Origin of the sequence: Streptomyces sp. NPDC053474, from assembly GCF_044544845.1 — a bacterium.
Taxonomy (GTDB): domain Bacteria; phylum Actinomycetota; class Actinomycetes; order Streptomycetales; family Streptomycetaceae; genus Streptomyces.
The window spans coordinates 139,313-162,471 of the sequence record NZ_JBITXV010000001.1 but is presented as its reverse complement, the minus strand read 5'-3'; the positions used below and the strand labels follow the sequence as shown (position 1 = coordinate 162,471).

The window sequence follows — 23,159 nt, the reverse complement described above, 5'->3', positions numbered from 1 at the left end:
GGGCCGACGGCCTCTCGTACGGTGGAAGTGATCAAACTGAGGGGGATCCGGCGGTGGACGAGGTCTGGGCGGGCGTGCGGGAACGGGTGCTTGCGGTGCGGGAGGCGCCGCACTGGCGTGAGGTGTTCGGCGCGGACTGGCTCGGCGAGCACGGCCACGGCTTCCGTCTTGAGCCCGTCCTCTCGGAGGCTGAGGTGCGGGCCGTCGAGCACCACCTGGGGGTGGAACTCCCGGGGGAGTACCGCGCCTTCCTCCGCCAGGTCGGCGCGGGTGGCGCGGGCCCGGACTACGGCCTCTTCACCCGCAGGCCGCCGGGGCCGGACGATGAGCCGGACTCCGGTGCCTGCGCGCTGCCGTTCCGCCCGGAGGGCACCGACGAGCTGGCCGAGCATGAGGCCAAGCAGCCGTGTGCCGACGACTACGCCGACGAGGAGGCCCTGGGCCGTGACTACGCGGCCTGGGAGGCGCGCCATGACGTGCTCCACGACTCTCTGACCGATGGGACCCTCCACCTCGGCCACCAGGGCTGTGGCTACTACACCCTCCTCGCGGTGACGGGCCCGGAGCGCGGCACCCTGTGGGACGACGTGCGGGCTGTCGGCGAGGGTGTGCAGCCCGTGACGCGGCAGGACAAGCCCCGGGTCACCTTCGCTCAGTGGTATCTGTCGTGGCTGGAGCACGCGGAGCGGACGGCGGTCGAGGGCCGCCCCCGCCTCTACGGGACGGCGTAGCTCACCCGCTGCTACGGGACGTAGCGCACCTCCGGGAACTGGGGCGACGGGCCGTCCAGGAGGTGGTTGTCCCGGTCGCGCAGCCAGCGGTCGAAGAAGGACGCCACATAGGAGCGCTGGGCGGCGACGGCCCGCTTCGGGTCGACGGTGCCTATGTTCTTCTCGATGACGGCTCGGGAGGCTCCGGTCTGGGGCAGCACGGCCGCCAGGTCCGTGTAGGTCTGGTGCTGGGAGCCGCGGAGGGTGAAGTCCCGCTTCCAGCCCGGGGTGTGCGACCAGAAGGCGCCCCATGAGGGCTCAGTGGTGTGGTCGCTGCCGTCGCGGCCCATGAGGAGCAGCGGGCGGTCGACGCCGTGCCGGGCGACCGGGGTGAGGTTCGTGCCCTTGGGTTCGCCGTTGAGCTCCAGGGTGCCGTCGAGGTTGACGGCGGCCTTGACGCGCTTGTCCTCGTACATCGTCTCGGCGGCGGCGATTCCGCCCGCGGACTGGCCGACCATGCCGACGCGGCCGCGGTCGATCACCCGGGACAGGCCGTGCGGCAGGGCGCCGAGCCGGTCGAGGACGAACCTGTCGTCGGCGACCCGGGTGTCCAGGACCTTCTTCAGGAGCCGGGACAGCGACCGGTCGTCCGTCACCTTGGCGAGGGCGTCCCGCAGGGGCTTGTCGCCCTTGACCGAACCGTCGGGGAACTGCACGCCCGGTGCCTCATAGGTGTGGTCGACGGTGATGACCACATAGCCGCGGCTCGCCATCTCCTCGACCAGGGAGGTGCCCCAGGTCCGCGGGTCGTTGGCCCCCGCGGAATAGAGCAGCACCGGGCGTCGGCCGCCGCGGTCGTCGACCGGGGCGGACTGGCGTGCGTGGGTGCGCATGCCTGGCCAGTCGACGGCGCCCTTCGCTATGCCGTGCGGGGCGGCGGCGTCCCACCGCTCGGCCGCGCCCGGTGCCATATAGGGCGCGGGGGCGGGGCTGCCGCCGGTCTTCCGCGCCGGATACCAGACGCTCACCATCAGCTCCCGATACGGCTGCGAGGTGACCCAGGGGTCGTGCCGGGAGTGGTCGACGAGGCGGGACGTCACCGTGCCGACGGGGTGGGGTCCTGTCGGGGCGGGCAGCACCGGGCGCACCCCCTCCTCGGGCTGTGCGCGCACCGCGCTCTCCGTCCCCCGTGCGAAGGCCGGGGCGGTGGCCCCGGCCCCCAGCGTCACCGCCGCCGCGAGCCCCGCGGCCGCCAGCACCTTCATCGAGCGCGCGCTCCGCGCCGTGCGAATGTCCATGCCTCCATGCTGGCCGCGCGCCCACGCCGGAACCATGGGGGAGATCACGAGACTTGCCTGGGGGATTACCCCCACAACCCTCGACAACCCCCGTCGGCCCCGGTCCGCACCCGTCGGCCCCGGTCCGCACCCGGCAGCCCCGGATCTCGTCCGCCCTCGTGCGAGCCGCGCCTACTCCCCCCGCCGCCGGATCTTGTTCCCCAGCCAGACCAGCGGATCGTACTTGCGGTCCACCGTCCGCTCCTTCAGGGGAATCAGCGCGTTGTCCGTGATGCGGATGCCCTCGGGGCAGACCTCCGTACAGCACTTGGTGATGTTGCAGTAGCCGAGTCCGTGCTCGTCCTGGGCGGTCGCCTTGCGGTCGAGGCCCGTGTCCGCCGCGGCGTCCAGCGGGTGCATGTCCAGCTCCGCGACGCGCATCAGGAAGCGCGGCCCCGCGAACGCCGTCTTGTTCTCCTCGTGGTCACGTACCACGTGGCAGGTGTCCTGGCACAGGAAGCACTCGATGCACTTGCGGAACTCCTGGGAGCGGTCCACGTCCTCCTGCATCATGCGGTACTCGCCGGGGCCCACACCGGGCGGCGGCACGAAGGCGGGCACCTCGCGCGCCTTGGCGTAGTTGAAGCCCACGTCGGTCACCAGGTCGCGGACCACGGGGAACGCCCGCAGCGGCGTGACGGTGATGGTCTCCTCGCGCGAGAACACCGACATCCGGGTCATGCACATCAGGCGCGGCCGACCGTTGATCTCCGCCGAGCAGGAACCGCACTTGCCCGCCTTGCAGTTCCAGCGCACCGCGAGGTCCGGCGCCTGGGTGGCCTGGAGGCGGTGGATGATGTCGAGGACCACCTCGCCCTCGTTGACCTCGACCGTGAAGTCCTCGAGGCCGCCCCCGCCGGTGTCGCCGCGCCAGACCCTGAAGCGCGCGTCGTACGCCGTGGACGATGCAGCTGTGCTCACTCGTAGAGCTCCTCTTCGGCCAGGTACTTGACCAGCTCCTCCTTCTCGAAGAGGGCGAGCAGGTCGGGGCGGATGGGATCGGTCGTGACGCGTTCGAGGTCGATCTGGCCGCGCACCGGGTCGGTCGCGGCGAGGCCGCCGGTCGGGTCGACGAGGCGGCACAGCAGGTTCACGCGGCGCCACTCGCGGTTCATCCCGGGGTGGTCGTCGCGGGTGTGCCCGCCGCGGCTCTCGGTGCGCTCCAGGGCCGCGCGCGCCACGCACTCGCTGACGAGCAGCATGTTCCTGAGGTCGAGCGCCAGGTGCCAGCCCGGGTTGAACTGCCGGTGCCCCTCGACCCCGGCCCGCCGCGCCCGCACCCGGAGGTCGGCGAGCTTCTCCAGGGCCCGCTCCATCTCGCCCGCGCGACGGATGATGCCGACCAGGTCGTTCATGGTCTGCTGGAGCTCCTGGTGGAGCGTGTACGGGTTCTCCGGGGGCGCCCCGTCCGAGGGGCCCTCCGCGCTGAACGGACGCAGTGCCTCCGCCGCCGCCGTGTCCAGCTGCGGCTCGTCCACCACGGGGCGCACGGCCAGCTCGTCCGCGTACCGCGCCGCGTGGAGACCGGCGCGGCGGCCGAACACGAGCAGGTCGGACAGGGAGTTGCCGCCGAGCCGGTTGGAGCCGTGCATGCCGCCCGCGACCTCACCAGCCGCGAACAGGCCCGGCACCCCGCGCGCCGCCGCCGTGTCGGAGTCGACCGCGATGCCGCCCATCACGTAGTGGCAGGTCGGGCCGACCTCCATCGCCTCCGCGGTGATGTCGACGTCCGCCAGCTCCTTGAACTGGTGGTACATCGAGGGGAGCCGGCGCCGGATCACCTCGGCGGGCATCCGCGTCGACACGTCCAGGAACACCCCGCCGTGCGGCGAGCCGCGCCCCGCCTTCACCTCGGAGTTGATGGCCCGTGCCACCTCGTCCCGGGGCAGCAGCTCGGGCGGCCTGCGGTTGTGGTCCGGGTCCTCGTACCAGCGGTCGCCCTCCTCCTCGGACTCCGCGTACTTCTCCTTGAAGACGTCCGGGACGTAGTCGAACATGAACCGCTTGCCCTCGGAGTTCCGCAGGACACCGCCGTCGCCGCGTACGGACTCGGTGACGAGGATGCCTTTCACCGACGGCGGCCACACCATTCCCGTCGGGTGGAACTGGACGAATTCCATGTTGAGCAGCGGGGCGCCCGCGAGCAGCGCGAGGGCGTGCCCGTCGCCCGTGTACTCCCACGAATTCGACGTCACCTTGAAGGACTTGCCGATGCCTCCGGTGGCGAGCACGACGCTGGGCGCCTCGATGACGAAGAACCGCCCGCTCTCCCGCTCGTAGCAGAAGGCACCGCTGACCCGGTCGCCCTCTTTGAGTACGCGCGTGACCGTGCACTCCTGGAAGACCTTCAGCCGGGCTTCGTAGTCGCCGAATTCCCTCTCGTCCTCCTGCTGGAGGGCCACGATCTTCTGCTGGAGGGTGCGGATCAGTTCGAGCCCCGTACGGTCGCCGACGTGGGCGAGCCGGGGGTATTCGTGGCCGCCGAAGTTCCGCTGTGAGATGCGGCCGTCCTTGGTGCGGTCGAAGAGCGCCCCCCAGGTCTCCAGTTCCCATACGCGATCGGGTGCCTCGCGCGCGTGCAGTTCGGCCATCCGCCACTGGTTGAGGAACTTTCCGCCGCGCAGGGTGTCACGGAAGTGCACCTGCCAGTTGTCGCCGGAATTCACGTTCGCCATGGCGGCCGCGATGCCGCCCTCGGCCATCACCGTATGCGCCTTGCCGAACAGCGACTTGCAGATCACCGCCGTGCGCGCGCCCTGCTCACGGGCCTCGATCGCGGCCCTCAGGCCCGCACCGCCGGCGCCCACGACGACGACATCCCACTGCTGCCGCTCCACTTGAGACATCAGAACGCCCCTATTTCGTCTTTCATCTTCGTCGTCAGAACAGTGCCGGATCGTCGAACGCGCCGGAGGCGATCAGATACACATAGAAGTCGGCGAGCGCGACGCTGATCAACGACGCCCAGGCAAGCAGCATGTGACGGCCGTTCAGCCAGCCCACCCACTGCCACAGCCGATAGCGCACCGGATGCTTGGAGAAGTGCTTGAGCTTTCCGCCGACGACGTGTCGGCACGAGTGGCAGGAGAGCGTGTACGCCCAGATCAGCACGATGTTCACCAGGAACACGAGCGTGCCGAGGCCCATGTGACCCCACTCGTAGTGCTCGTCGCGGAAGGCGAGCACGGTGTCGTACGTGAGAATGCCCGCGACCGGCACGGCGGCGTAGAAGAAGTACCGGTGGATGTTCTGCAGGATCAGCGGGAAACGCGTCTCGCCGGTGTACTTGGCGTGCGGCTCGGCGACCGCGCAGGCGGGCGGGGACGCCCAGAATCCGCGGTAGTAGGCCTTGCGGTAGTAGTAGCAGGTGAGCCGGAAGCCCAGCGGGAAGATGAGGATGAGCAGGGCGGGGGACAGGCCCCACCAGCTGCCGAAGACCTCCCAGTTCGGGCCGTTCTTCATCGGCTTGCAATTGTCCGCGACGCACGGCGAGTAGAACGGCGAGACGTACGGCGCCGCGTAGTAGTCGGAATTCGCGAACGCCCGCCACGTCGAGTACACGACGAAGGCGAACAGCCCGGCGGCGGTCGCGGCGGGCTGGAGCCACCAGCGGTCCGTCCGCAGATGGGCAGCGGCGATCGCGGCGCGCGTGCCGTGCCGTACGCCGCCGGGGGCCGTGCCCTTGTTCAGATGGGGTTCGGTGCCAGTTGCCAACGAGGCTCCACTCCTTCGTCGACGGGTGGGTTACGACGGGCGCGGGCCCGGGGGGCCGGGGGGTCGGGGCGGGCGGGCCGGGGCCGGGGCCGGGCTAGGGCGCGCGGCGGTAGCGGGCGCCCAGGCCCTCGTCGTCGGAGTCCGTCCACAGGGAGCTGTCGTACGGGGTGTCCGGTACGGGGACCATCGCGGGCCGCGCGGGGGGCGGGGGCGCCTGGGTCTGGTGGTCGGTCGGGGATGCGGGGGCCACGGCCGCGCGCAGCAGCGCGACGCTCTCGCGCAGGTGGTCGGTGTCCATGCGGACCCGGCGGAAGTCGACGCCCGCCGCGTCCGCCTCGGCCTGCCGCTCGATCCGGCCGACCGTGCGGACGAGGTCGTCGACACAGCGCTGAATGGCCGTCAGGTCGTCTTGCAGAGCCATGACTTGCCCTCACTTCAAGGGGTGCGGTCGTAAACGCTCATGCGCCTGCGAGTGTCGCGCCTCACATCCCGGCTTGGGAAGGGATCTGTCGTGATTGGGCCCGGGAAGGGGGTGGGGTGGCTCATGTCCGCCGGAGTGCGCCCCGGCGGCCCCGGTGGGGCCGCGCTCCGGCTCTCCTTCCGGCGGGGCCGGGCCGGTCCTGCCGCCCGTTCCCCCATCGGCCTCCGGCCTCGTCCTCAAGCGCCGGACGGGCTTGTTACCTCGGCCTCCCGTTCGTTTCCCCGTCGGGCTGCCGCGCTTGTCCTCAAGCGCCGGACGGGCTTGGTTCTCTGCGCTTCCGTTCGTCTTCCCTTTGCGCTGACGTGCTTGTCCTCGGGCGTGGGATGGGCTTGTTTGTCTCGGCCTCCTGCTCGTCTCCCTGTCGGGCTGCCGCGCTTGTCCTCAAGCGCCGGACGGGCTTGGTTCTCTGTGCTTCCGTTCGTCTTCCCATTGCGTTGCTGCGCTTGTCCTCGGGCGTGGGACGGGGTTGTTTGTCTCGGTCTCCTGCTCGTCTCCCTGTCGCGCTGGCGCGCTTGTCCTCAAGCGCCGGACGGGCTGGGGGGCCGCTCGTCCGCTGTTGTTCTTCCGTCGTCCGCCGTTCCCGGGGCGGGGGAGGGGGCGTTGGGCCGCATGGGTGGGTTCTGGGGGGAGGGCCGTCGTGTCGGGGGGCTTCGCCGGGGGCCGTCGCGTTCAGTGGGGGTGATACATGTGATCAACTCCATATTTCGCCCGTAGCGCCGCTATCCGCGCAGACCCATGGAAACGGCACCCCGAGCACCACCGCCAAGGAGACCGCCCCACAAGGGCACCACCTCCCAGGGCACTGCCTCCAGGGCCACCGCCCCGAAGGCACGGTCTTAGGGGCACCGACTCCAGAGGCATCGCCCCCAAGGCACTGCCTCAGGGACACAGCCCTCGGGGCACTGTCTCCAGGGGCACGCCCCTGGGGGCACTGTCTCCAGAGGCGTCGTCCTTGGGCACGGTCCGAGGGCATCGCTTCCAGGGGCATCGTCCTAAAGGCACTGCCTCCGGGGACACCTCCCGAAGGCACTGTCTCCGGGGGCACCGTCTCCAGGGGCGCCACTCCGGGGACACCGCCTCCAGGGCACCGTCCCGAGGGGCACTGTCTCCAGGAGCACCGCTCCTGAGGCACGGCCCGAGGGACATCGCCTTCGGGGGCACCGCTCCTGTGGCATGGCCCTGAGGGGCACCGCCTCCGGGGGCACTTGCCTCGAAGGCACGGCCTTTAGGGACACGCTCCGAAGGCATGGCCCAAGGGACATCGCCTCCGGGGGCGCCTGCCTCGAAGGCACGGCCTCTAGGGACACGCCCTGAAGGCATGGCCTGAGAGGCACCGCCTCCGGGGGCACCTGCCCCGAAGGCACAGCCTCCAGGGCCACGCCCCGAAGGCACAGCCCCCAGGGCCACGCCCCGAAGGCACCGTCCCAGGGGGCACCGCCCTAAAGGCCCTGCCTCCGAAGGCACCGCCCGAAGGCATCGCCTCCAGGGACATCGCCTCCAGGGACATCGCCTCCAGGGACATCGCCTCCAGGGGCGCCGCCCCCGGGAGCACCGCCCCCGGGGACACCGCCTCCAGGGACACCGCCCCCGGGGACACCGCCCCCGGGAGCCCCCGGGGACACCGCCCCCGGGAGCCCCCGGGGACACCCCAGGGACGCCACCCCAAGGCCCCGCGGAACGGCGCTGCGAGCCCCCCACCCGGACCACGAACGGCACCACGTCACCAGCCCCGGCCCCCTCCCACCCCCGCCCGGCAGGGCGGATCGCGGCCGGGCCAGCCCCGGAGGTATCCGTCATGCCCCACGACCGCGCCAGGCCGCAGCGACCGGTCCGCCCGAAGGCCACGGTCCGATCGGCCGTGTTCCTCGCCGCGGGAGTCCTCGCGCTGCCCGCCCTCGCGGGGTGCGGCGCGGACGACGAGACGAGCACCCCCGCGGCGGCCCAGGACATCGCGCCCGCCGCCCGGGACCTGGTGGCCGACGGCGGCACCGTGAAGTGGGCCGTCGACGCGCTGCCGGAGACCTTCAACACCTTCCAGTCGGACGCGGACGACGCCACGTCCCGGGTGGCGGGCGCCGTCCTGCCCTCCCTGTTCCGCCTCGACGCGCAGGGCCGCGTGCAGCGCAACCCGGACTTCCTGGAGACCGCGAAGGTCGTCGAGCGCGAGCCCAAGCAGGTCGTGCTCTACAAGCTGAACCAGCAGGCGGTGTGGAGCGACGGCCGGGAGATCGGCGCGGACGACTTCGCCGCCCAGTGGCGGGCCCTGTCCGGCAAGGACAGCGCGTACTGGACGGCCCGCAACGCGGGCTACGACCGCATCGAGAAGATCGAGCGCGGCGCCAACAACCTGGAGGTGCGCGTCACCTTCGCGCAGCCGTACGCGGACTGGCGCTCGCTGTTCTCGCCGCTGTACCCGAAGGAGGTCATGGGCACCCCCGACTCCTTCAACGACGGCGCGCGCACCCGGCTGAAGGTCACCGCGGGCCCCTTCGCCCTCAAGGACGTCGACCGGGGCGCGGGCGAGGTCACGCTCCGGCGCAGCCCGCGCTGGTGGGGCAGCCCCGCCAAGCTCGACGCGCTCGTCCTGCGCGAGGTGCCGCGCGAGCGCCGCGCCGCCGCGCTGGCCGCGGGCAAGGTCGACCTGGCCGACGTGGACGCCGACGAGGCGGGCCGGATCGCCCTGGCCGCCCGCGACAAGGGCGACCGGGGCCCGCTCGCGCACGGCCCCGGCGCCCGGCTCACCCCCGCCGACGCCCTGCGCTCCTGGGCGGTCGCCCACGGCACGGACGAGGAGGCCGCCGCGGCCGAGCAGGAGGCGCGCGAGCGGACGGACAAGGCCGTCGCGCGGTACGCCGACGAGCAGGCGGGCCTGCGCGGCTACACCGTCCGCAAGTCCCTCGAACCCGCCTACACCCAGCTCGCCCTCAACGGAGCCGAGGGCCCCCTCGCCGACGACCGGGTCCGCCGCGCGGTCGCCCGCGCCCTGAACCGCACCGAGCTCGCGGAAACGGTTCTGAAGCCGCTCGGCCTGCCCGCCGCCCCGGTCGGCAGCCATCTGGCCCTGGCCGGTCAGGACGCGTACGCGGACAACAGCGGGGCGCTCGGCGACCAGGACACCGCCGAGGCGCGGGCGCTGCTCGCCGACGCGGGCTGGACGCCCGGCGGCCCGCTCAAGGAGAAGCTCCAGAAGAAGGACAAGAAGGAGAACGCGGCCGGGAGCGAGGCGGACGCCCGCGACGAGGGCGGCGACGACGGCACGTACATCGTCGGCGAGGACGACCAGAAGCCCGGCGACCGGGGCGCCTCGGTCCTCGCGCCCGCCCCCGCAGCCGCGTTCCAGCAGGCCGTCCTGGCCCGCCAGGCCGACGCCCTCACCGCGCGCCGCGACGCCGACAAGGAGCAGCGCAAGGACCCGGGCGCCCCGGCCAAGAAGCACGCGCGCAAGCACGCCGAGAAGCACACGGAGAAGCACGCCAGGGGCGGTGCCCCGGGAGCCTATGCCCCCAAGGGCACCGCCGCCCCGAAGGCGGGCAAGGGGGCGGGCGGGCCCCTGGCCAAGGACGGCAAGCCGCTCACGCTCCGCTTCGTCCTGCCGTCCGGCGACGGCTCCCAGGCGCTGCGCGGCGTCGCCGACCGCATCTCCCGGATGCTGGAGCGCATCGGCGTCCGTACGGAGATCGCGAAGGTCGCCGACGAGAGCTACTTCAAGGACCACATCGCGTCCGGCCAGTACGACCTTGCCCTGTACTCCTGGCCCGCGTCCGCCTTCCCCGCCACCGACGCCCGGCCGATCTTCGCCAAGCCGGTGCCCGCCGCGGACGGCTCCCTCAACGTCGAACAGAACTACACCCGCGTCGGCACCGACCACATCGACCAGCTCTTCGACCAGGCCCTCGCCGAGCTCGACGAGGGCGAGATGCGCTCCCTGGTGAAGAAGGCCGACGCCCGCATCTGGGCGGCGGCGGGCTCCATCCCCCTCTACCAGCGCCCCCAACTGGTGGCGGCCCGGCCGAACCTCGCCAACGCCGGGGCCTTCGGCTTCGCGACCCCGCTCTACGAGGACATGGGCTACCGCAAGCCCGGCGCCAGACCCGCCGAGAGCCCGTCCCGGGGCTGAGGCCGGGGCCCCGCCGGGCCGGTTCCGGCGGGGCCGCGTAGAATGGGGTAAGGCCGTGGCGTGTGTCTGCCCGGCAGGGCGCGCGTACCAAAAGAGAAAAGTACGCGCAGCCTTCCACTCTTCCCGGGAGAAGCGCACCTCGCATGCCCACGCGCCACGACATTCGTAACGTCGCCATCGTCGCCCACGTCGACCACGGCAAGACGACCATCGTCGACGCCATGCTCAAGCAGGCGGGCGCCTTTGCCGCGCACGCCGCAGAGTCCCTCGACGACCGCATGATGGACAGCAACGACCTGGAGCGTGAGAAGGGCATCACGATCCTGGCCAAGAACACCGCGGTCAAGTACCACCCGAAGGACGGTGGCGACCCGATCACGATCAACATCATCGACACCCCCGGTCACGCCGACTTCGGTGGCGAGGTCGAGCGCGGTCTGTCGATGGTGGACGCGGTCGTCCTTCTGGTCGACGCCTCCGAGGGTCCGCTGCCGCAGACCCGCTTCGTGCTCCGCAAGGCGCTCCAGCAGCGGCTGCCGGTGATCCTCTGCATCAACAAGACGGACCGCCCGGACTCCCGCATCGACGAGGTCGTCAACGAGACGTACGACCTCTTCCTCGACCTGGACGCCGACGAGGACCAGATCGAGTTCCCGATCGTCTACGCCTGCGGCCGTGACGGCGTGGCCTCGCTGACCAAGCCGGAGGACGGCACCGTCCCGGCGGACAGCACCAACCTGGAGCCGTTCTTCACGACGCTCCTGGAGCACGTCCCGGCCCCCGAGTACGACGAGTCGGCCCCGCTCCAGGCCCACGTCACCAACCTGGACGCCGACAACTTCCTCGGCCGCATCGCGCTGCTCCGCGTCGAGCAGGGCGAGCTGCGCAAGGGCCAGACCGTCGCCTGGATCAAGCGCGACGGTTCGATCTCCAACGTCCGCATCACCGAGCTGATGATGACCGAGGCCCTCACCCGCAAGCCCGCCGAGAAGGCGGGCCCCGGTGACATCTGCGCCGTCGCGGGCATCCCCGACATCATGATCGGCGAGACCCTCGCGGACCCGGAGAACCCGATCGCGCTCCCGCTGATCACGGTCGACGAGCCCGCGATCTCCATGACGATCGGTACGAACACCTCGCCGCTGGTCGGCCGCGGCGGCACCGGCAAGGGCGCGGACGCCAAGTCCGCCGTCAAGGACCGCAAGGTCACCGCCCGCCAGGTCAAGGACCGTCTGGACCGCGAGCTGATCGGTAACGTCTCGCTGCGTGTCCTGGAGACGGGACGCCCGGACGCCTGGGAGGTGCAGGGCCGCGGCGAGCTGGCGCTCGCCATCCTGGTCGAGCAGATGCGCCGCGAGGGCTTCGAGCTGACCATCGGCAAGCCCCAGGTGGTCACCCAGGAGATCGACGGCAAGACGCACGAGCCGGTCGAGCGCATGACCATCGACGTGCCCGAGGAGCACATGGGCGCCGTCACGCAGCTCATGGGCGTCCGCAAGGGCCGCATGGACAACATGTCCAACCACGGCTCCGGCTGGGTGCGCATGGAGTTCGTCGTCCCGTCCCGCGGCCTCATCGGCTTCCGTACGGAGTTCCTGACGAACACCCGCGGCACGGGCATCGCGCACTCCATCCACGAGGGCCACGAGCCGTGGTTCGGCCAGCTCCAGACCCGTAACAACGGTTCGCTGGTCGCCGACCGCGCGGGCGCGGTCACGCCGTTCGCGATGATCAACCTCCAGGAGCGCGGCGTGCTCTTCGTGGAGCCCGGCACCGAGGTGTACGAGGGCATGATCGTCGGCGAGAACTCGCGCTCCGACGACATGGACGTGAACATCACCAAGGAGAAGAAGCTCACCAACATGCGTGCGGCTTCCGCGGACAACACCGAGAACGTGGTGCCCCCGCGCAAGCTCTCCCTGGAGCAGTCCCTGGAGTTCTGCCGCGACGACGAGTGCGTCGAGGTGACCCCGGAGGCGGTCCGCATCCGCAAGGTGAACCTGGACCAGCGCGAGCGCGCCCGTGCGGCGTCGCGCGCCAAGCACGGCTGAGCCACGCAGGCGTGGCCTAGCCTCTTCGGTCGTCTTTCATCTGCGGCTTTGCCGTGGCTGGTCGCGCAGTTCCCCGCGCCCCTTCAGGGCGTTCGGCGCTGAGGCCGGTTTCCCCCGCACGGGTGCGTGTGGGGGAAACCGGCCTCCCGCGCGTTCGGGGGGGGGCGTCGACGGACCTCGGCAACCGGTTTTTGCCCACGATCTGTCCGCTATACGGACTCTCTTGACCGTTAGATGGGTAACACGTCCGTTTCGCAACCATCTATCTGGGATCGGTTTGTCCGGATTTTGGAAGTTGTACGTGCCAGGTGTGATTGAACCGAGACCAAAAGGGTGTGGTCGGGCCGTACCTCATGGCTAATAGTTGACCGCGTATAGCTCGGGTCAATGGGTCACGCGCTGTGGGGAGCGCCGACTCACGAGCACACTGGGGTACTCGATCTTCGCCGGCAGGGGTGTCGGCGCTGCTTGACGTACCCCCTCTTGTAGCGAACAAGTGGACTCATGAGGAGGAACCCCATGCGTGGTGCCAAGAGCGCCAAGTGGGTTGGGGGCGCGGTTGTTATCGCCCTTGCCGCGACGGCCTGTGGTGGCGGCGACAGCGGCAGTGACAACAAGAACCGGGCGATCGACAAGAACGGCACCTTCGTCTACGCGAGTGGCGAGCCGCAGAACCCGCTTCAGCCGGCGAACACCAAGGAGGCGTACGGAAGCGACGTCATCCACACGCTGTTCACCGGTCTCGTCGACTACACGCCGGGCACCGGCAAGCTGGTCAACATGAACGCGGAGTCGGTGACGCCGTCCAAGGACAACAAGACCTGGACGGTCAAGCTCAAGCCGGGGTGGAAGTTCCACAACGGCGAGGCGGTCACCGCGAAGTCGTACGTCGACGCCTGGAACTGGGCGGCCTACACGCCGAACAACCAGACCAACAGCTCTTGGTTCGCGGACATCGCGGGTTACACCGACGTCCACCCCGAGAAGGGCAAGCCGAAGACCAACAAGATGTCGGGTCTGAAGGTCAAGGGCGAGAACGAGTTCACGATCACGCTGACCACGGGCATCCCGTACTACGCGTACAAGCTGGGCTACGAGGTCTTCTCCCCGCTGCCCTCGGGCTTCTTCAAGGACCCGAAGGGCTACGGCGAGAAGCCGGTCGGCAACGGCCCGTACAAGTTCGCCAGCTGGGACCACAAGAAGTCCATCAAGGTCACCCGCTACGACGGCTACCAGGGCCCGAACAAGGCCAAGAACGGTGGCGTCACCTTCAAGAACTACGCCTCCTCCGACGGCGCGTACAAGGACCTGGTGTCGAACAACGTCGACTCCATGGCCATCGTGCCGGAAGGCGAGCTGGCCAACTACCAGGAAGACCTGGGTGATCGCGCGATCAACCAGGACTTCTCGATGATCCAGACGATCGCGTTCGCCCGCTACACCAAGCAGTGGAAGAACATCGACGTCAAGGTCCTCCAGGGCCTGTCGATGGCGATCGACCGCGACACCATCATCAAGACGGTCCTGAACAACACCCGTGAGCCCGCCACCGGCTGGGTCGCCAAGGACGTCATCGGCTACAAGGCCGGCGCTTGCGGTGAGTACTGCAAGTTCGACCCGAAGAAGGCCAAGCAGCTCATCAAGGACGGCGGCGGCGTCCCGGACAACAAGGTCTCCATCCAGTACAACGCCGACCAGCCGCACAAGGGCTGGGTCACCGCCGTCTGCAACAGCATCAAGCAGGCGACCGGCGTGAACTGCGTGGGCGACCCGAAGACCGACTTCCAGGCCGACACGCAGACGCGTGACGCCAAGAAGGTCAAGTCGATGTACCGCTCCGGCTGGGTCCTCGACTACCCGTTCAACGGCAACTTCCTGCGTGACCTCTACGGCACCGGCGTCGGCGGCAACCAGAGCGGCTTCTCGAACAAGGACTTCGACAAGCTGACCGCGAAGGCCGACAAGGCGCCGACCATCGAGAAGTCCGCCGACCTCTACAACGAGGCCGAGCGCAGCCTGCAGAACAGCTTCCCCTCCATCCCGCTCTGGTACGGCAAGTTCCAGACCGGCTACTCCACCAATGTCTCTGGCGTGAAGTTCGACCAGCAAGCGAGCCCGATCTTCACTGAAGTCCAGGTGTACAAGAAGTAGTTCGCGAGGGCTCAGCCCGTGGTGCCGACCGGTGATCCCGGTCGGCACCACGGGCGGCTTCGCACAGGACGGAGGCTTCCATGGGGCGCTACGTCGCGCGGCGACTGCTCCAGATGATCCCAGTCTTCATTGGGACCACTCTTCTCATTTTCTTGATGGTCAATGTGCTTCCCGGCGACCCGGTACGGGCGCTGTGGGGGGACAAGCCGCCGGACCCGGCGCAGATGGAGGCCATTCGCCACCAGCGCGGTCTCGACCTCCCGCTCTGGCAGCAGTATCTGCACTACATGAAGAACCTGGCCGTCGGTGACCTGGGCACCAACATCGGTGGCCGGCCGGTCGGCGACATCCTCAGCCAGGCGTTCCCCGTCACGGTGCGGCTCGCCCTGCTCGCCTTCGGCATCGAGATGGTCCTCGGCATCGCCCTCGGCATGCTCGCCGGTGTGCGCCGCGGCCGCGTCGTGGACAACCTGATCCTGGTCTTCACGCTGCTCGTCATCTCGGTTCCGGTGTTCGTGCTCGGCTACATCGTCCAGACGGTGTTCGGACTCCAGCTGAAGTGGACCGAGCCAACGGTCCAGGACGCCACGGACATCACGCAGCTGATCCTTCCGGCGATCGTGCTCGGCTCGCTCTCCCTCGCGTACGTCGCCCGGCTCACGCGGACGAGCATCGCGGAGAACCTGCGCGCCGACTACATCCGCACCGCCGTCGCCAAGGGCCTGCCCAAGAGCCGGATCATGACGCGCCACCTGCTGCGCAACTCGCTGATCCCGGTGGTGACCTTCCTCGGCACCGACATCGGCACCCTGATGGGCGGAGCGGTCGTCACGGAGGGCATTTTCAACGTGCCGGGCGTCGGCAACACTCTGTTCGACGGTCTCGCACGCCGTGAGGGCCAGGTCATCGTCGGCACGGTGACCATCCTGGTGCTCGTCTATCTGGCCGCGAGCCTGATCGTTGACCTGCTCTACGCGGTCCTGGACCCGAGGATCCGTTATGCCTGACGTCACCAAGACCACCCAGCCGGAGGCCGCCTCCGACGCCGCGGTCAAGGCCGCGGCGGCACCCGAGAGCGCGGCGGGCCCGGCGCCGGGCAAGCCCCGCTCGCTTGCCGCGGACGCCTGGCGGGACCTGCGCCGCAACCCGTTCTTCGTGATATCCGCGCTCCTCATCGTGCTGCTCGTGGTGATCGCGTTCTTCCCGGGCCTGTTCACCAGCGCCGACCCGACCAAGGGCGACCTGCGCAACCACTTCCTGGAGAAGCCGAGCTACACGCACTTCTTCCAGCCGGAGTGGTTCGGCTACGACGGCCAGGGCCGGTCCATCTACGCCCGCGTGCTGTACGGAGCCCGCAACTCGATCACGGTCGGCATCTGCGTCACCATCGCCGTCACCATCATCGGCTCCATCCTCGGCATGCTCGCCGGATACTTCGGCGGCATCTGGGACGCGATCATCTCGCGGATCACCGATGTGTTCTTCGGCGTCCCGTTCCTGCTCGGCACCATGGTCGTGATGAACGCCGTGACCGACCGCACGGTGTGGACGGTGGTGGGCGCCCTCACGGTGCTCGGCTGGACCCAGATCACCCGCGTCATGCGCGGATCCGTGATCACCACCAAGCACTCCGACTACGTGGTCGCGGCCAAGGCGCTCGGTGCGAGCACCTGGCGGATCCTGATCCGGCACATCCTGCCGAACGCGGCAGCGCCCGTGATCGTCGTCGCGACCATCGCGCTCGGCGGCTACATCACGGCCGAGGCGACCCTCTCCTTCCTCGGCATGGGCCTGTCGGACGACGCGATCTCGTGGGGCAGCGACATCTCCGACGCCGCCAAGCAGCTGCGCAACAACCCGTACATCCTGTTCTTCCCGGCCGGCATGCTGAGCCTGACCGTCCTGGCGTTCATCATGCTGGGCGACGCCGTGCGCGACGCCCTCGACCCCAAGCTGCGCTGAGGGAGGCGTACGTGACCACCATCGAGAAAGAGGCGAGCGTGCCCGCCCCGCGCGACGCCGAGCGGGCACCCCTGCTCGAAGTCCGGGACCTGCACGTCGAGTTCCACACCCGCGAGGGCGTGGCCAAGGCCGTCAACGGCGTCAACTACACCGTGGAGCCCGGCGAGACGCTCGCCGTGCTCGGCGAGTCGGGCTCCGGCAAGTCCGTGACCGCGCAGGCGATCATGGGCATCCTGGACATGCCGCCCGGCAAGATCGGGAAGGGCGAGATCCTCTTCCGCGGCCAGGACATGCTGAAGATGTCCAACGAGGAGCGCAGGAAGATCCGCGGCCGCAAGATCGCGATGATCTTCCAGGACGCGCTCAGCTCCCTGAACCCGGTGCTCAGCGTCGGCTACCAGCTCGGCGAGATGTTCCGGGTGCACCAGGGCGCCAGCCGCAAGGAGGCCAAGGCCAAGGCCATCGAGCTGATGGACAAGGTCAAGATCCCGGCCGCCAAGGAGCGGGTGAACGACTACCCGCACCAGTTCTCGGGCGGCATGCGCCAGCGCATCATGATCGCGATGGCGCTCGCCCTGGAGCCGGACCTGATCATCGCCGACGAGCCCACCACGGCCCTCGACGTGACGGTCCAGGCGCAGGTCATGGACCTGCTCGCGGAGCTGCAGCGCGAGTACAACATGGGCCTGATCCTGATCACCCACGACCTCGGTGTGGTCGCGGACGTGGCGGACAAGATCGCCGTCATGTACGCGGGCCGGATCGTGGAGACGGCGCCGGTGCACGAGCTGTACAAGCGCCCGGCGCACCCCTACACCCGCGGTCTGCTCGACTCGATCCCGCGCCTGGACCAGAAGGGCCAGGAGCTGTACGCGATCAAGGGTCTGCCGCCCAACCTCCTGAGGATCCCCACGGGGTGCGCGTTCAACCCGCGCTGCCCGAAGGCCCAGGACATCTGCCGCACCGAGATCCCGGCGCTCGCCCCGGTCACGGAGCGGGACGGCGGGGAGCTCGTCGGCCGCGGCAGCGCGTGCCACTTCTGGAAGGAGACGATCCATGGCTGAGGAGCTCAAGAAGGACGCCGCGGACGTCACCGACGCCACGCCGAACGTCACCGAGGTGGAGACGGTCGACGCGGCGACGCCCGAGGAGGCCGTCGCGGCCATCGAGGCCCCCGTCGAGCGCGGCGAGCCGATCCTCCAGGTCCGCAATCTGGTGAAGCACTTCCCGCTGACCCAGGGCATCCTCATCAAGCGCCAGATCGGCGCGGTGAAGGCGGTCGACGGCATCTCCTTCGACCTCTACCAGGGCGAGACGCTCGGCATCGTGGGCGAGTCCGGCTGTGGCAAGTCCACGGTGGCGAAGCTGCTCATGACCCTGGAGCGGGCCACCGCGGGCGAGGTCTTCTACAAGGGCCAGGACATCACCAAGCTGTCAGGGCGGGCCCTGAAGGCCGTGCGCCGCAACATCCAGATGGTGTTCCAGGACCCGTACACCTCGCTCAACCCGCGCATGACGGTGGGCGACATCATCGGGGAGCCCTTCGAGATCCACCCCGAGGTGGCGCCGAAGGGCGACCGCCGCCGCAAGGTCCAGGAGCTCCTGGACGTGGTCGGGCTCAACCCCGAGTACATCAACCGCTACCCGCACCAGTTCTCGGGCGGTCAGCGCCAGCGCATCGGCATCGCCCGCGGCCTGGCCCTCAACCCCGAGATCATCATCTGCGACGAGCCGGTCTCGGCCCTGGACGTGTCCGTCCAGGCCCAGGTCATCAACCTGATGGAGAAGCTCCAGGACGAGTTCAACCTGTCCTACCTCTTCATCGCGCACGACCTGTCGATCGTCCGGCACATCTCGGACCGCGTGGGCGTGATGTACCTCGGCAAGATGGCCGAGATCGGCTCCGACGAGCAGATCTACGACCACCCGACGCACCCGTACACGCAGGCGCTCCTCTCGGCCGTCCCGGTCCCCGACCCGGAGGCCCGCGAGGGCCGCGAGCGCATCATCCTCACCGGCGACGTGCCGTCCCCGGCCAACCCGCCCTCGGGCTGCCGCTTCCGCACCCGCTGCTGGAAGGCGCAGGACAAGTGCGCCGAGGAGATCCCGCTGCTCGCGATCCCCGAGCGCTTCAAGGACGCGGACACCCCGGCCGCCCACGAGTCGGCGTGCCACTTCGCGGAGGAGAAGGACGTGGTGCACGCGGCCTAGCACCGCGACACCGTCCGTGTGCCCCGCCGGTCCCTGAGCCCGGCGGGGCACACGCGCGTGCGGGGCCCGCACGGCGGCCTGCCCTACGGCGCCCGGCTCCCACGGCCGGTGACTCAGCCCTGCCCGGGCTGTGCGTAACGGCGGAAAGCGGACGTGTCCAGGGTCCAGGGTCCCAGGGAGACCTGGTCGCCGAAGATGTAGGGGACCTTCTTCCCGTAGTGGGTTCCGCACGGCTCGGAGTGCACCTCGATGGTGCCCCTTCGGGGGTCGACGATCATGTAGAGCTCAATGCCCATGGCGGGGTACTCGGAGAGTTTCGCGCCGTAGTCGTTCTCCGGGTTCGAGGGGGAGACGATCTCAACGGCGGCGAGGACCTGGGTGGCGTCGACCGCCAGACCCTCTTCGTCGAGCACGGCCTCCGGGATCACCACGGCGTCCGGGCGGCGCATGCGGCCGATGGACGGGTGCTCGATTTCCGGGCCGTTCGCGCAGATGTAGCCGGGGTGGGTGGCGGGGAGCTGTGCGTCCAATTGCTGGCGGATGCGGCGGACCGTGCCCTCATGGCGCTTCGACGGGCACGTCATGGCCAGGACCGGACCCGAGGGGCCAATCTCGACACGCCACGTCCCTTCGAGGCGCTCGGCGTAAGCGCCCAGCTCCTCGGCGATCGCGCGCATCTTGGCGTAGTCCATCAAGGCAGCGTAGCGAGGCCTCCGGGCGCGGCATACGTACATCCGGAGGGCCTCCTCCCTCATACGGCCGGGCTGAATGTGCTGCTTGCCACCTATAGCGCCATATTGGCGAATAGTGCGCGCGGCAGGTGCGCGGTGGAGGCGAGGAGGCAGTTCATGCGTGGAGCCACGCACGCCAAGTGGGCCGCTTGTGCGGCGGCGGTCGCGCTCGCGGCGACAGCCTGTGGTGGTGGGAGCGGCGGTGGCGACGGCTCCGGGGTCGTGAGCTCCTCCTGGGGCGACCCGCAGAACCCGCTGGAGCCCGCCAACACCAACGAGGTGCAGGGCGGCAAGGTCCTCGACATGATCTTCCGGGGCCTCAAGCGGTACGACCCGAAGACCGGCGAGGCCAAGGACATGGTCGCGGAGTCCATCGAGACGAAGGACTCGCGGACCTACACCGTCAAGGTCAAGGACGGGTGGAAGTTCAGCAACGGCGAGGCCGTCACCTCGAAGTCGTTCGTGGACGCCTGGAACTACGGGGCGCACCTCAAGAACAACCAGAAGAACGCCTACTTCTTCGGCTACATCGAGGGCTACGACAAGGTCCACCCCGAGAAGGGCGACCCGAGCGCGGACACCCTGTCCGGCCTGAAGGTCGTCGACGCGCGGACCTTCACCGTCAAGCTCTCGCAGAAGTTCTCCACCTGGCCCGAGACCCTCGGCTACCCGGCCTTCGCGCCTCTGCCCAAGGCCTTCTTCGACGACCGCTCGGCCTGGCTCGCCAAGCCCGTCGGCAACGGCCCGTACAGCATCACGTCGTACCAGAAGGGCTCCAAGATGGAGCTCAGGAAGTGGGACGACTACAGCGGCGACGACAAGGCGCAGAACGGCGGCGTGGACCTCAAGGTCTACACCGACAACAGCATCGCCTACAACGACCTGATGGCCGGGAACCTCGACCTCGTCGACGACGTGCCGGCCGCGCAGCTCAGGAACGTCAAGAGCGACCTCGGCGACCGCTACATCAACACCCCCGCGGGCATCATCCAGACGCTGTCCTTCGCCTTCTACGACAGCAAGTGGAACAAGCCCGGCATGGAGAAGGTCCGCAGGGGCCTCTCCATGGCCATCAACCGCAAGCAGATCACCGAGACGATCTTCCAGAAGACGCGGACGCCCGCCAAGGACTGGACCTCGCCGGTGCTCGGCAAGGACGGCGGCTACAGCGACAGCGTCTGCGGCGACGCCTGCGAGTACGACGCCGCGCGGGCCAAGAAGCTCGTCGAGGAGGGCGGCGGCATCCCCGGCGGCACCCTGAAGATCTCGTACAACGCGGACACCGGCTCCCACAAGGAGTGGGTGGACGCCGTGTGCAACTCCATCAACAAGGCCCTGGGCAACAACAGGTCCTGCGTCGGCAACTCCATCGGCACCTTCGCCGACTTCCGCAGCCAGGCCTCGCAGCAGAAGCTCGACGGCGCCTGGCGCGCGGGCTGGCAGATGGACTACCCGCTGATCCAGAACTTCCTCCAGCCGGTGTACTACACCGACGCCCCGTCCAACGACGGCAAGTACACCAGCAAGGAGTTCGACGAGCTCGTCGACAAGGCCAACGCCGAGACCGACACCGGCAAGGCCGTCTCCACCTTCCAGGACGCGGAGAAGGTGCTCGCCAAGGACATGGCGGCGATCCCGCTCTGGTACCAGAACGGCAGCGCCGGCTACTCGGACCGGGTCTCGGACGTGTCGCTGAACCAGTTCAGCGTGCCCGTGTACGCGGAGATCAAGGTCAACTGAGCCGCGCGGAGCGGCCGTCCGGTCCCCAGGACACCGGGGCGGCCGCTCCCCCTACCTCCGGAGCCAGCCCATGGGGCGATATGTGATCCGGCGCCTGCTGCAGATGATCCCGGTCTTCTTCGGCGCCACCCTGCTGATCTTCCTGATGGTGAACGTGATGGGCGACCCCATCGCGGGCCTGTGCGGCGACCGCAAGTGCGACCCCGCGACGGCCGCCCAGCTGAAGAAGGAGTTCGGCCTCGATAAGCCCGTCTGGCAGCAGTACGTGACCTACATGGGCAACGTCTTCACCGGCGACTTCGGCACCGCCTTCAACGGGCAGAAGGTCACCGAGCTGATGGGGACCGCGTTCCCCGTCACCGTCCGCCTCACGCTCGTCGCCATCGTCTTCGAGATCGTCATCGGCATCAGCCTGGGCGTCCTGACCGGGCTGCGGCGCGGCAGGCCCATCGACACCACGGTCCTCATCCTCACCCTGGTCGTCATCTCGGTGCCGACGTTCGTCACCGGCCTGCTGCTCCAGCTGCTGCTCGGCGTGGAGTGGGGTGTCATCAAGCCGTCGGTGTCGTCCGAGGCGCGAGTGGACGAGCTGATCGTGCCGGGCCTCGTGCTCGCCTCCGTCTCGCTCGCCTACGTCACCCGGCTCACCCGGACGTCCATCGCCGAGAACCGCCGCGCCGACTACGTCCGCACCGCCGTCGCCAAGGGCCTGCCCCGGCGCCGCGTCGTCCTGCGGCACCTGCTCCGCAACTCCCTCATCCCCGTCGTCACGTTCATCGGCACCGACGTGGGCGCGCTCATGGGCGGCGCGATCGTCACCGAGCGCATCTTCAACATCCACGGCGTCGGCTTCCAGCTCTACCAGGGCATCCTGCGGCAGAGCACCCAGACCGTCGTCGGCTTCGTGACCGTGCTCGTCCTCGTCTTCCTGGTCGCCAACCTCATCGTCGACCTCCTGTACGCCGTACTCGACCCGAGGATCCGCTATGCCTGAACCCCAGGAGCCCCAAGGCGCCATCGCGGGGACCGGCGCGGGCGGCGCGATGGACCTCGCCGCCAGCGAGGCGACGACGCTCGCCCCCGGCGGCCCGGGCGGGCCCACCGCGCCCGCGCGCAGCCTGTGGTCCGACGCCTGGCACGACCTGCGCCGCAACCCCGTCTTCATCGTCTCGGGCCTGATCATCCTCTTCCTCGTCTTCATCTCCCTGTGGCCCTCCGCGATCGCCTCCGGCGACCCGCTGGACTGCGATCTGGCCAACGCCCAGAAGAGCTCCTCGCCGGGGCACCCCTTCGGCTTCGACGGCCAGGGCTGCGACGTCTACACCAGGACCGTCTACGGGGCCCGCGCCTCGGTCACCGTCGGCGTGTGCGCCACCCTCGGCGTGGCGTTCCTCGGCAGCGTGCTCGGCGGGCTCGCCGGGTTCTTCGGCGGCGCGTGGGACGCGGTCCTCTCCCGCATCACCGACATCTTCTTCGCCATCCCGGTGGTGCTCGGCGGTCTCGTGCTGCTGTCCGTGGTCACCTCGAGCACCGTCTGGCCGGTCATCGGCTTCATGGTGCTGCTCGGCTGGCCGCAGATCTCCCGCATCGCCCGCGGCTCGGTGATCACCGCCAAGCAGAACGACTACGTCCAGGCGGCCCGCGCCCTCGGCGCCTCCAACACGCGGATGCTGCTGCGCCACATCGCGCCCAACGCGGTCGCGCCGGTCATCGTCGTCGCCACCATCGCGCTCGGTACGTACATCGCCCTGGAGGCCACGCTCTCGTACCTGGGCGTCGGTCTGAAGCCGCCGACGGTCAGCTGGGGCATCGACATCTCGGCGGCGTCCGCGTACGTCCGCAACGCCCCGCACATGCTGCTGTGGCCCGCCGGGGCCCTCGCCGTCACCGTGCTCGCGTTCATCATGCTCGGCGACGCGGTGCGCGACGCCCTCGACCCGAAGCTGAGGTAGGC

17 protein-coding genes are annotated in these 23,159 nt (G+C 69.6%); 11 read left to right on the top strand and 6 right to left on the bottom strand.

The features are described 5' to 3' along the window. The first annotated feature begins 53 nt into the window (after nucleotides 1-53). The gene (locus tag ACIG3E_RS00720; protein WP_399609600.1) at nucleotides 54-731 is read left to right on the top strand and encodes an SMI1/KNR4 family protein; all 678 of its coding nucleotides are present in this window, start codon (nucleotides 54-56) and stop codon (nucleotides 729-731) included. Between the two features lie 11 nt (nucleotides 732-742). On the opposite strand, the gene ACIG3E_RS00715 is transcribed toward ACIG3E_RS00720, so the two are convergent. From ACIG3E_RS00715 to ACIG3E_RS00695, 5 genes are all read right to left on the bottom strand, one after another. Next, a complete protein-coding gene (locus ACIG3E_RS00715; protein WP_399609598.1) occupies nucleotides 743-2,008 on the bottom strand; it encodes a hydrolase in 1,266 nt (421 codons plus the stop codon). Nucleotides 2,009-2,179: 171 nt separating this feature from the next. Next, nucleotides 2,180-2,968 carry a succinate dehydrogenase/fumarate reductase iron-sulfur subunit gene (locus ACIG3E_RS00710; protein WP_399609596.1) on the bottom strand — a complete coding sequence of 263 codons (789 nt, stop codon included), beginning with the start codon at nucleotides 2,966-2,968 and terminating at the stop codon, nucleotides 2,180-2,182. After that, the gene (locus tag ACIG3E_RS00705; RefSeq protein ID WP_399609594.1) at nucleotides 2,965-4,893 is read right to left on the bottom strand and encodes a fumarate reductase/succinate dehydrogenase flavoprotein subunit; all 1,929 of its coding nucleotides are present in this window, start codon (nucleotides 4,891-4,893) and stop codon (nucleotides 2,965-2,967) included. The genes ACIG3E_RS00710 and ACIG3E_RS00705 overlap by 4 nt, the downstream gene beginning before the upstream one ends. A gap of 34 nt (nucleotides 4,894-4,927) precedes the next feature. Beyond that, a complete protein-coding gene (locus tag ACIG3E_RS00700; protein ID WP_399609592.1) occupies nucleotides 4,928-5,761 on the bottom strand; it encodes a hypothetical protein in 834 nt (277 codons plus the stop codon). A gap of 94 nt (nucleotides 5,762-5,855) precedes the next feature. Then, nucleotides 5,856-6,182, bottom strand: a complete 327-nt coding sequence (locus ACIG3E_RS00695) for a hypothetical protein (protein WP_399609590.1) — start codon at nucleotides 6,180-6,182, stop codon at nucleotides 5,856-5,858. 1,855 nt (nucleotides 6,183-8,037) lie between these two features. Between ACIG3E_RS00695 and ACIG3E_RS00690 the strand changes: the two genes are divergently transcribed. From ACIG3E_RS00690 to ACIG3E_RS00660, 7 genes are all read left to right on the top strand, one after another. Continuing rightward, the gene (locus ACIG3E_RS00690; RefSeq protein WP_399609588.1) at nucleotides 8,038-10,359 is read left to right on the top strand and encodes an ABC transporter family substrate-binding protein; all 2,322 of its coding nucleotides are present in this window, start codon (nucleotides 8,038-8,040) and stop codon (nucleotides 10,357-10,359) included. 143 nt (nucleotides 10,360-10,502) lie between these two features. Continuing rightward, the gene (typA, locus tag ACIG3E_RS00685) at nucleotides 10,503-12,410 is read left to right on the top strand and encodes a translational GTPase TypA (protein WP_399609586.1); all 1,908 of its coding nucleotides are present in this window, start codon (nucleotides 10,503-10,505) and stop codon (nucleotides 12,408-12,410) included. Between the two features lie 519 nt (nucleotides 12,411-12,929). After that, nucleotides 12,930-14,561, top strand: a complete 1,632-nt coding sequence (locus tag ACIG3E_RS00680; RefSeq protein ID WP_399609584.1) for an ABC transporter substrate-binding protein — start codon at nucleotides 12,930-12,932, stop codon at nucleotides 14,559-14,561. A gap of 80 nt (nucleotides 14,562-14,641) precedes the next feature. Next, the gene (locus ACIG3E_RS00675) at nucleotides 14,642-15,568 is read left to right on the top strand and encodes an ABC transporter permease (protein ID WP_138961602.1); all 927 of its coding nucleotides are present in this window, start codon (nucleotides 14,642-14,644) and stop codon (nucleotides 15,566-15,568) included. Next, nucleotides 15,561-16,523, top strand: coding sequence for an ABC transporter permease (locus ACIG3E_RS00670; protein WP_399609581.1), 963 nt, complete (start codon nucleotides 15,561-15,563; stop codon nucleotides 16,521-16,523). The genes ACIG3E_RS00675 and ACIG3E_RS00670 overlap by 8 nt, the downstream gene beginning before the upstream one ends. An 11-nt stretch (nucleotides 16,524-16,534) precedes the next feature. Next, entirely contained in the window at nucleotides 16,535-17,587 is a 1,053-nt protein-coding gene (locus ACIG3E_RS00665) for an ABC transporter ATP-binding protein (RefSeq protein WP_399609579.1), read from the top strand. After that, nucleotides 17,580-18,734, top strand: coding sequence for an ABC transporter ATP-binding protein (locus ACIG3E_RS00660; protein WP_399609577.1), 1,155 nt, complete (start codon nucleotides 17,580-17,582; stop codon nucleotides 18,732-18,734). Before ACIG3E_RS00665 ends, ACIG3E_RS00660 begins: the two co-directional genes overlap by 8 nt. 113 nt (nucleotides 18,735-18,847) lie before the next feature. On the opposite strand, the gene ACIG3E_RS00655 is transcribed toward ACIG3E_RS00660, so the two are convergent. Continuing rightward, nucleotides 18,848-19,426, bottom strand: a complete 579-nt coding sequence (locus ACIG3E_RS00655) for a Uma2 family endonuclease (protein ID WP_399609575.1) — start codon at nucleotides 19,424-19,426, stop codon at nucleotides 18,848-18,850. A gap of 156 nt (nucleotides 19,427-19,582) precedes the next feature. On the opposite strand from ACIG3E_RS00655, the gene ACIG3E_RS00650 reads away from it, so the two are divergent. From ACIG3E_RS00650 to ACIG3E_RS00640, 3 genes are all read left to right on the top strand, one after another. After that, complete coding sequence (locus ACIG3E_RS00650; RefSeq protein ID WP_399609573.1) at nucleotides 19,583-21,205, top strand: ABC transporter substrate-binding protein; 1,623 nt, start codon at nucleotides 19,583-19,585, stop codon at nucleotides 21,203-21,205. A gap of 70 nt (nucleotides 21,206-21,275) precedes the next feature. Continuing rightward, nucleotides 21,276-22,199, top strand: a complete 924-nt coding sequence (locus ACIG3E_RS00645; protein WP_399609571.1) for an ABC transporter permease — start codon at nucleotides 21,276-21,278, stop codon at nucleotides 22,197-22,199. Next, nucleotides 22,192-23,157 (top strand): ABC transporter permease, encoded by a 966-nt coding sequence (locus ACIG3E_RS00640; RefSeq protein WP_399609569.1) that lies wholly within the window; start codon nucleotides 22,192-22,194, stop codon nucleotides 23,155-23,157. Before ACIG3E_RS00645 ends, ACIG3E_RS00640 begins: the two co-directional genes overlap by 8 nt. Nucleotides 23,158-23,159 lie beyond the last annotated feature (2 nt).

Bases quoted from the DNA above. Each gene is read 5' to 3' on its own strand.
- ACIG3E_RS00660 (WP_399609577.1), top strand. From the start codon at position 17,580: ATGGCTGAGGAGCTCAAGAAGGACGCCGCGGACGTCACCGACGCCACG.
- ACIG3E_RS00705 (WP_399609594.1), bottom strand. From the start codon at position 4,893: ATGTCTCAAGTGGAGCGGCAGCAGTGGGATGTCGTCGTCGTGGGCGCC.
- ACIG3E_RS00650 (WP_399609573.1), top strand. From the start codon at position 19,583: ATGCGTGGAGCCACGCACGCCAAGTGGGCCGCTTGTGCGGCGGCGGTC.
- ACIG3E_RS00655 (WP_399609575.1), bottom strand. From the start codon at position 19,426: ATGGACTACGCCAAGATGCGCGCGATCGCCGAGGAGCTGGGCGCTTAC.
- ACIG3E_RS00640 (WP_399609569.1), top strand. From the start codon at position 22,192: ATGCCTGAACCCCAGGAGCCCCAAGGCGCCATCGCGGGGACCGGCGCG.
- typA (WP_399609586.1), top strand. From the start codon at position 10,503: ATGCCCACGCGCCACGACATTCGTAACGTCGCCATCGTCGCCCACGTC.
- ACIG3E_RS00690 (WP_399609588.1), top strand. From the start codon at position 8,038: ATGCCCCACGACCGCGCCAGGCCGCAGCGACCGGTCCGCCCGAAGGCC.
- ACIG3E_RS00715 (WP_399609598.1), bottom strand. From the start codon at position 2,008: ATGGACATTCGCACGGCGCGGAGCGCGCGCTCGATGAAGGTGCTGGCG.
- ACIG3E_RS00645 (WP_399609571.1), top strand. From the start codon at position 21,276: ATGGGGCGATATGTGATCCGGCGCCTGCTGCAGATGATCCCGGTCTTC.
- ACIG3E_RS00670 (WP_399609581.1), top strand. From the start codon at position 15,561: ATGCCTGACGTCACCAAGACCACCCAGCCGGAGGCCGCCTCCGACGCC.
- ACIG3E_RS00680 (WP_399609584.1), top strand. From the start codon at position 12,930: ATGCGTGGTGCCAAGAGCGCCAAGTGGGTTGGGGGCGCGGTTGTTATC.
- ACIG3E_RS00695 (WP_399609590.1), bottom strand. From the start codon at position 6,182: ATGGCTCTGCAAGACGACCTGACGGCCATTCAGCGCTGTGTCGACGAC.
- ACIG3E_RS00675 (WP_138961602.1), top strand. From the start codon at position 14,642: ATGGGGCGCTACGTCGCGCGGCGACTGCTCCAGATGATCCCAGTCTTC.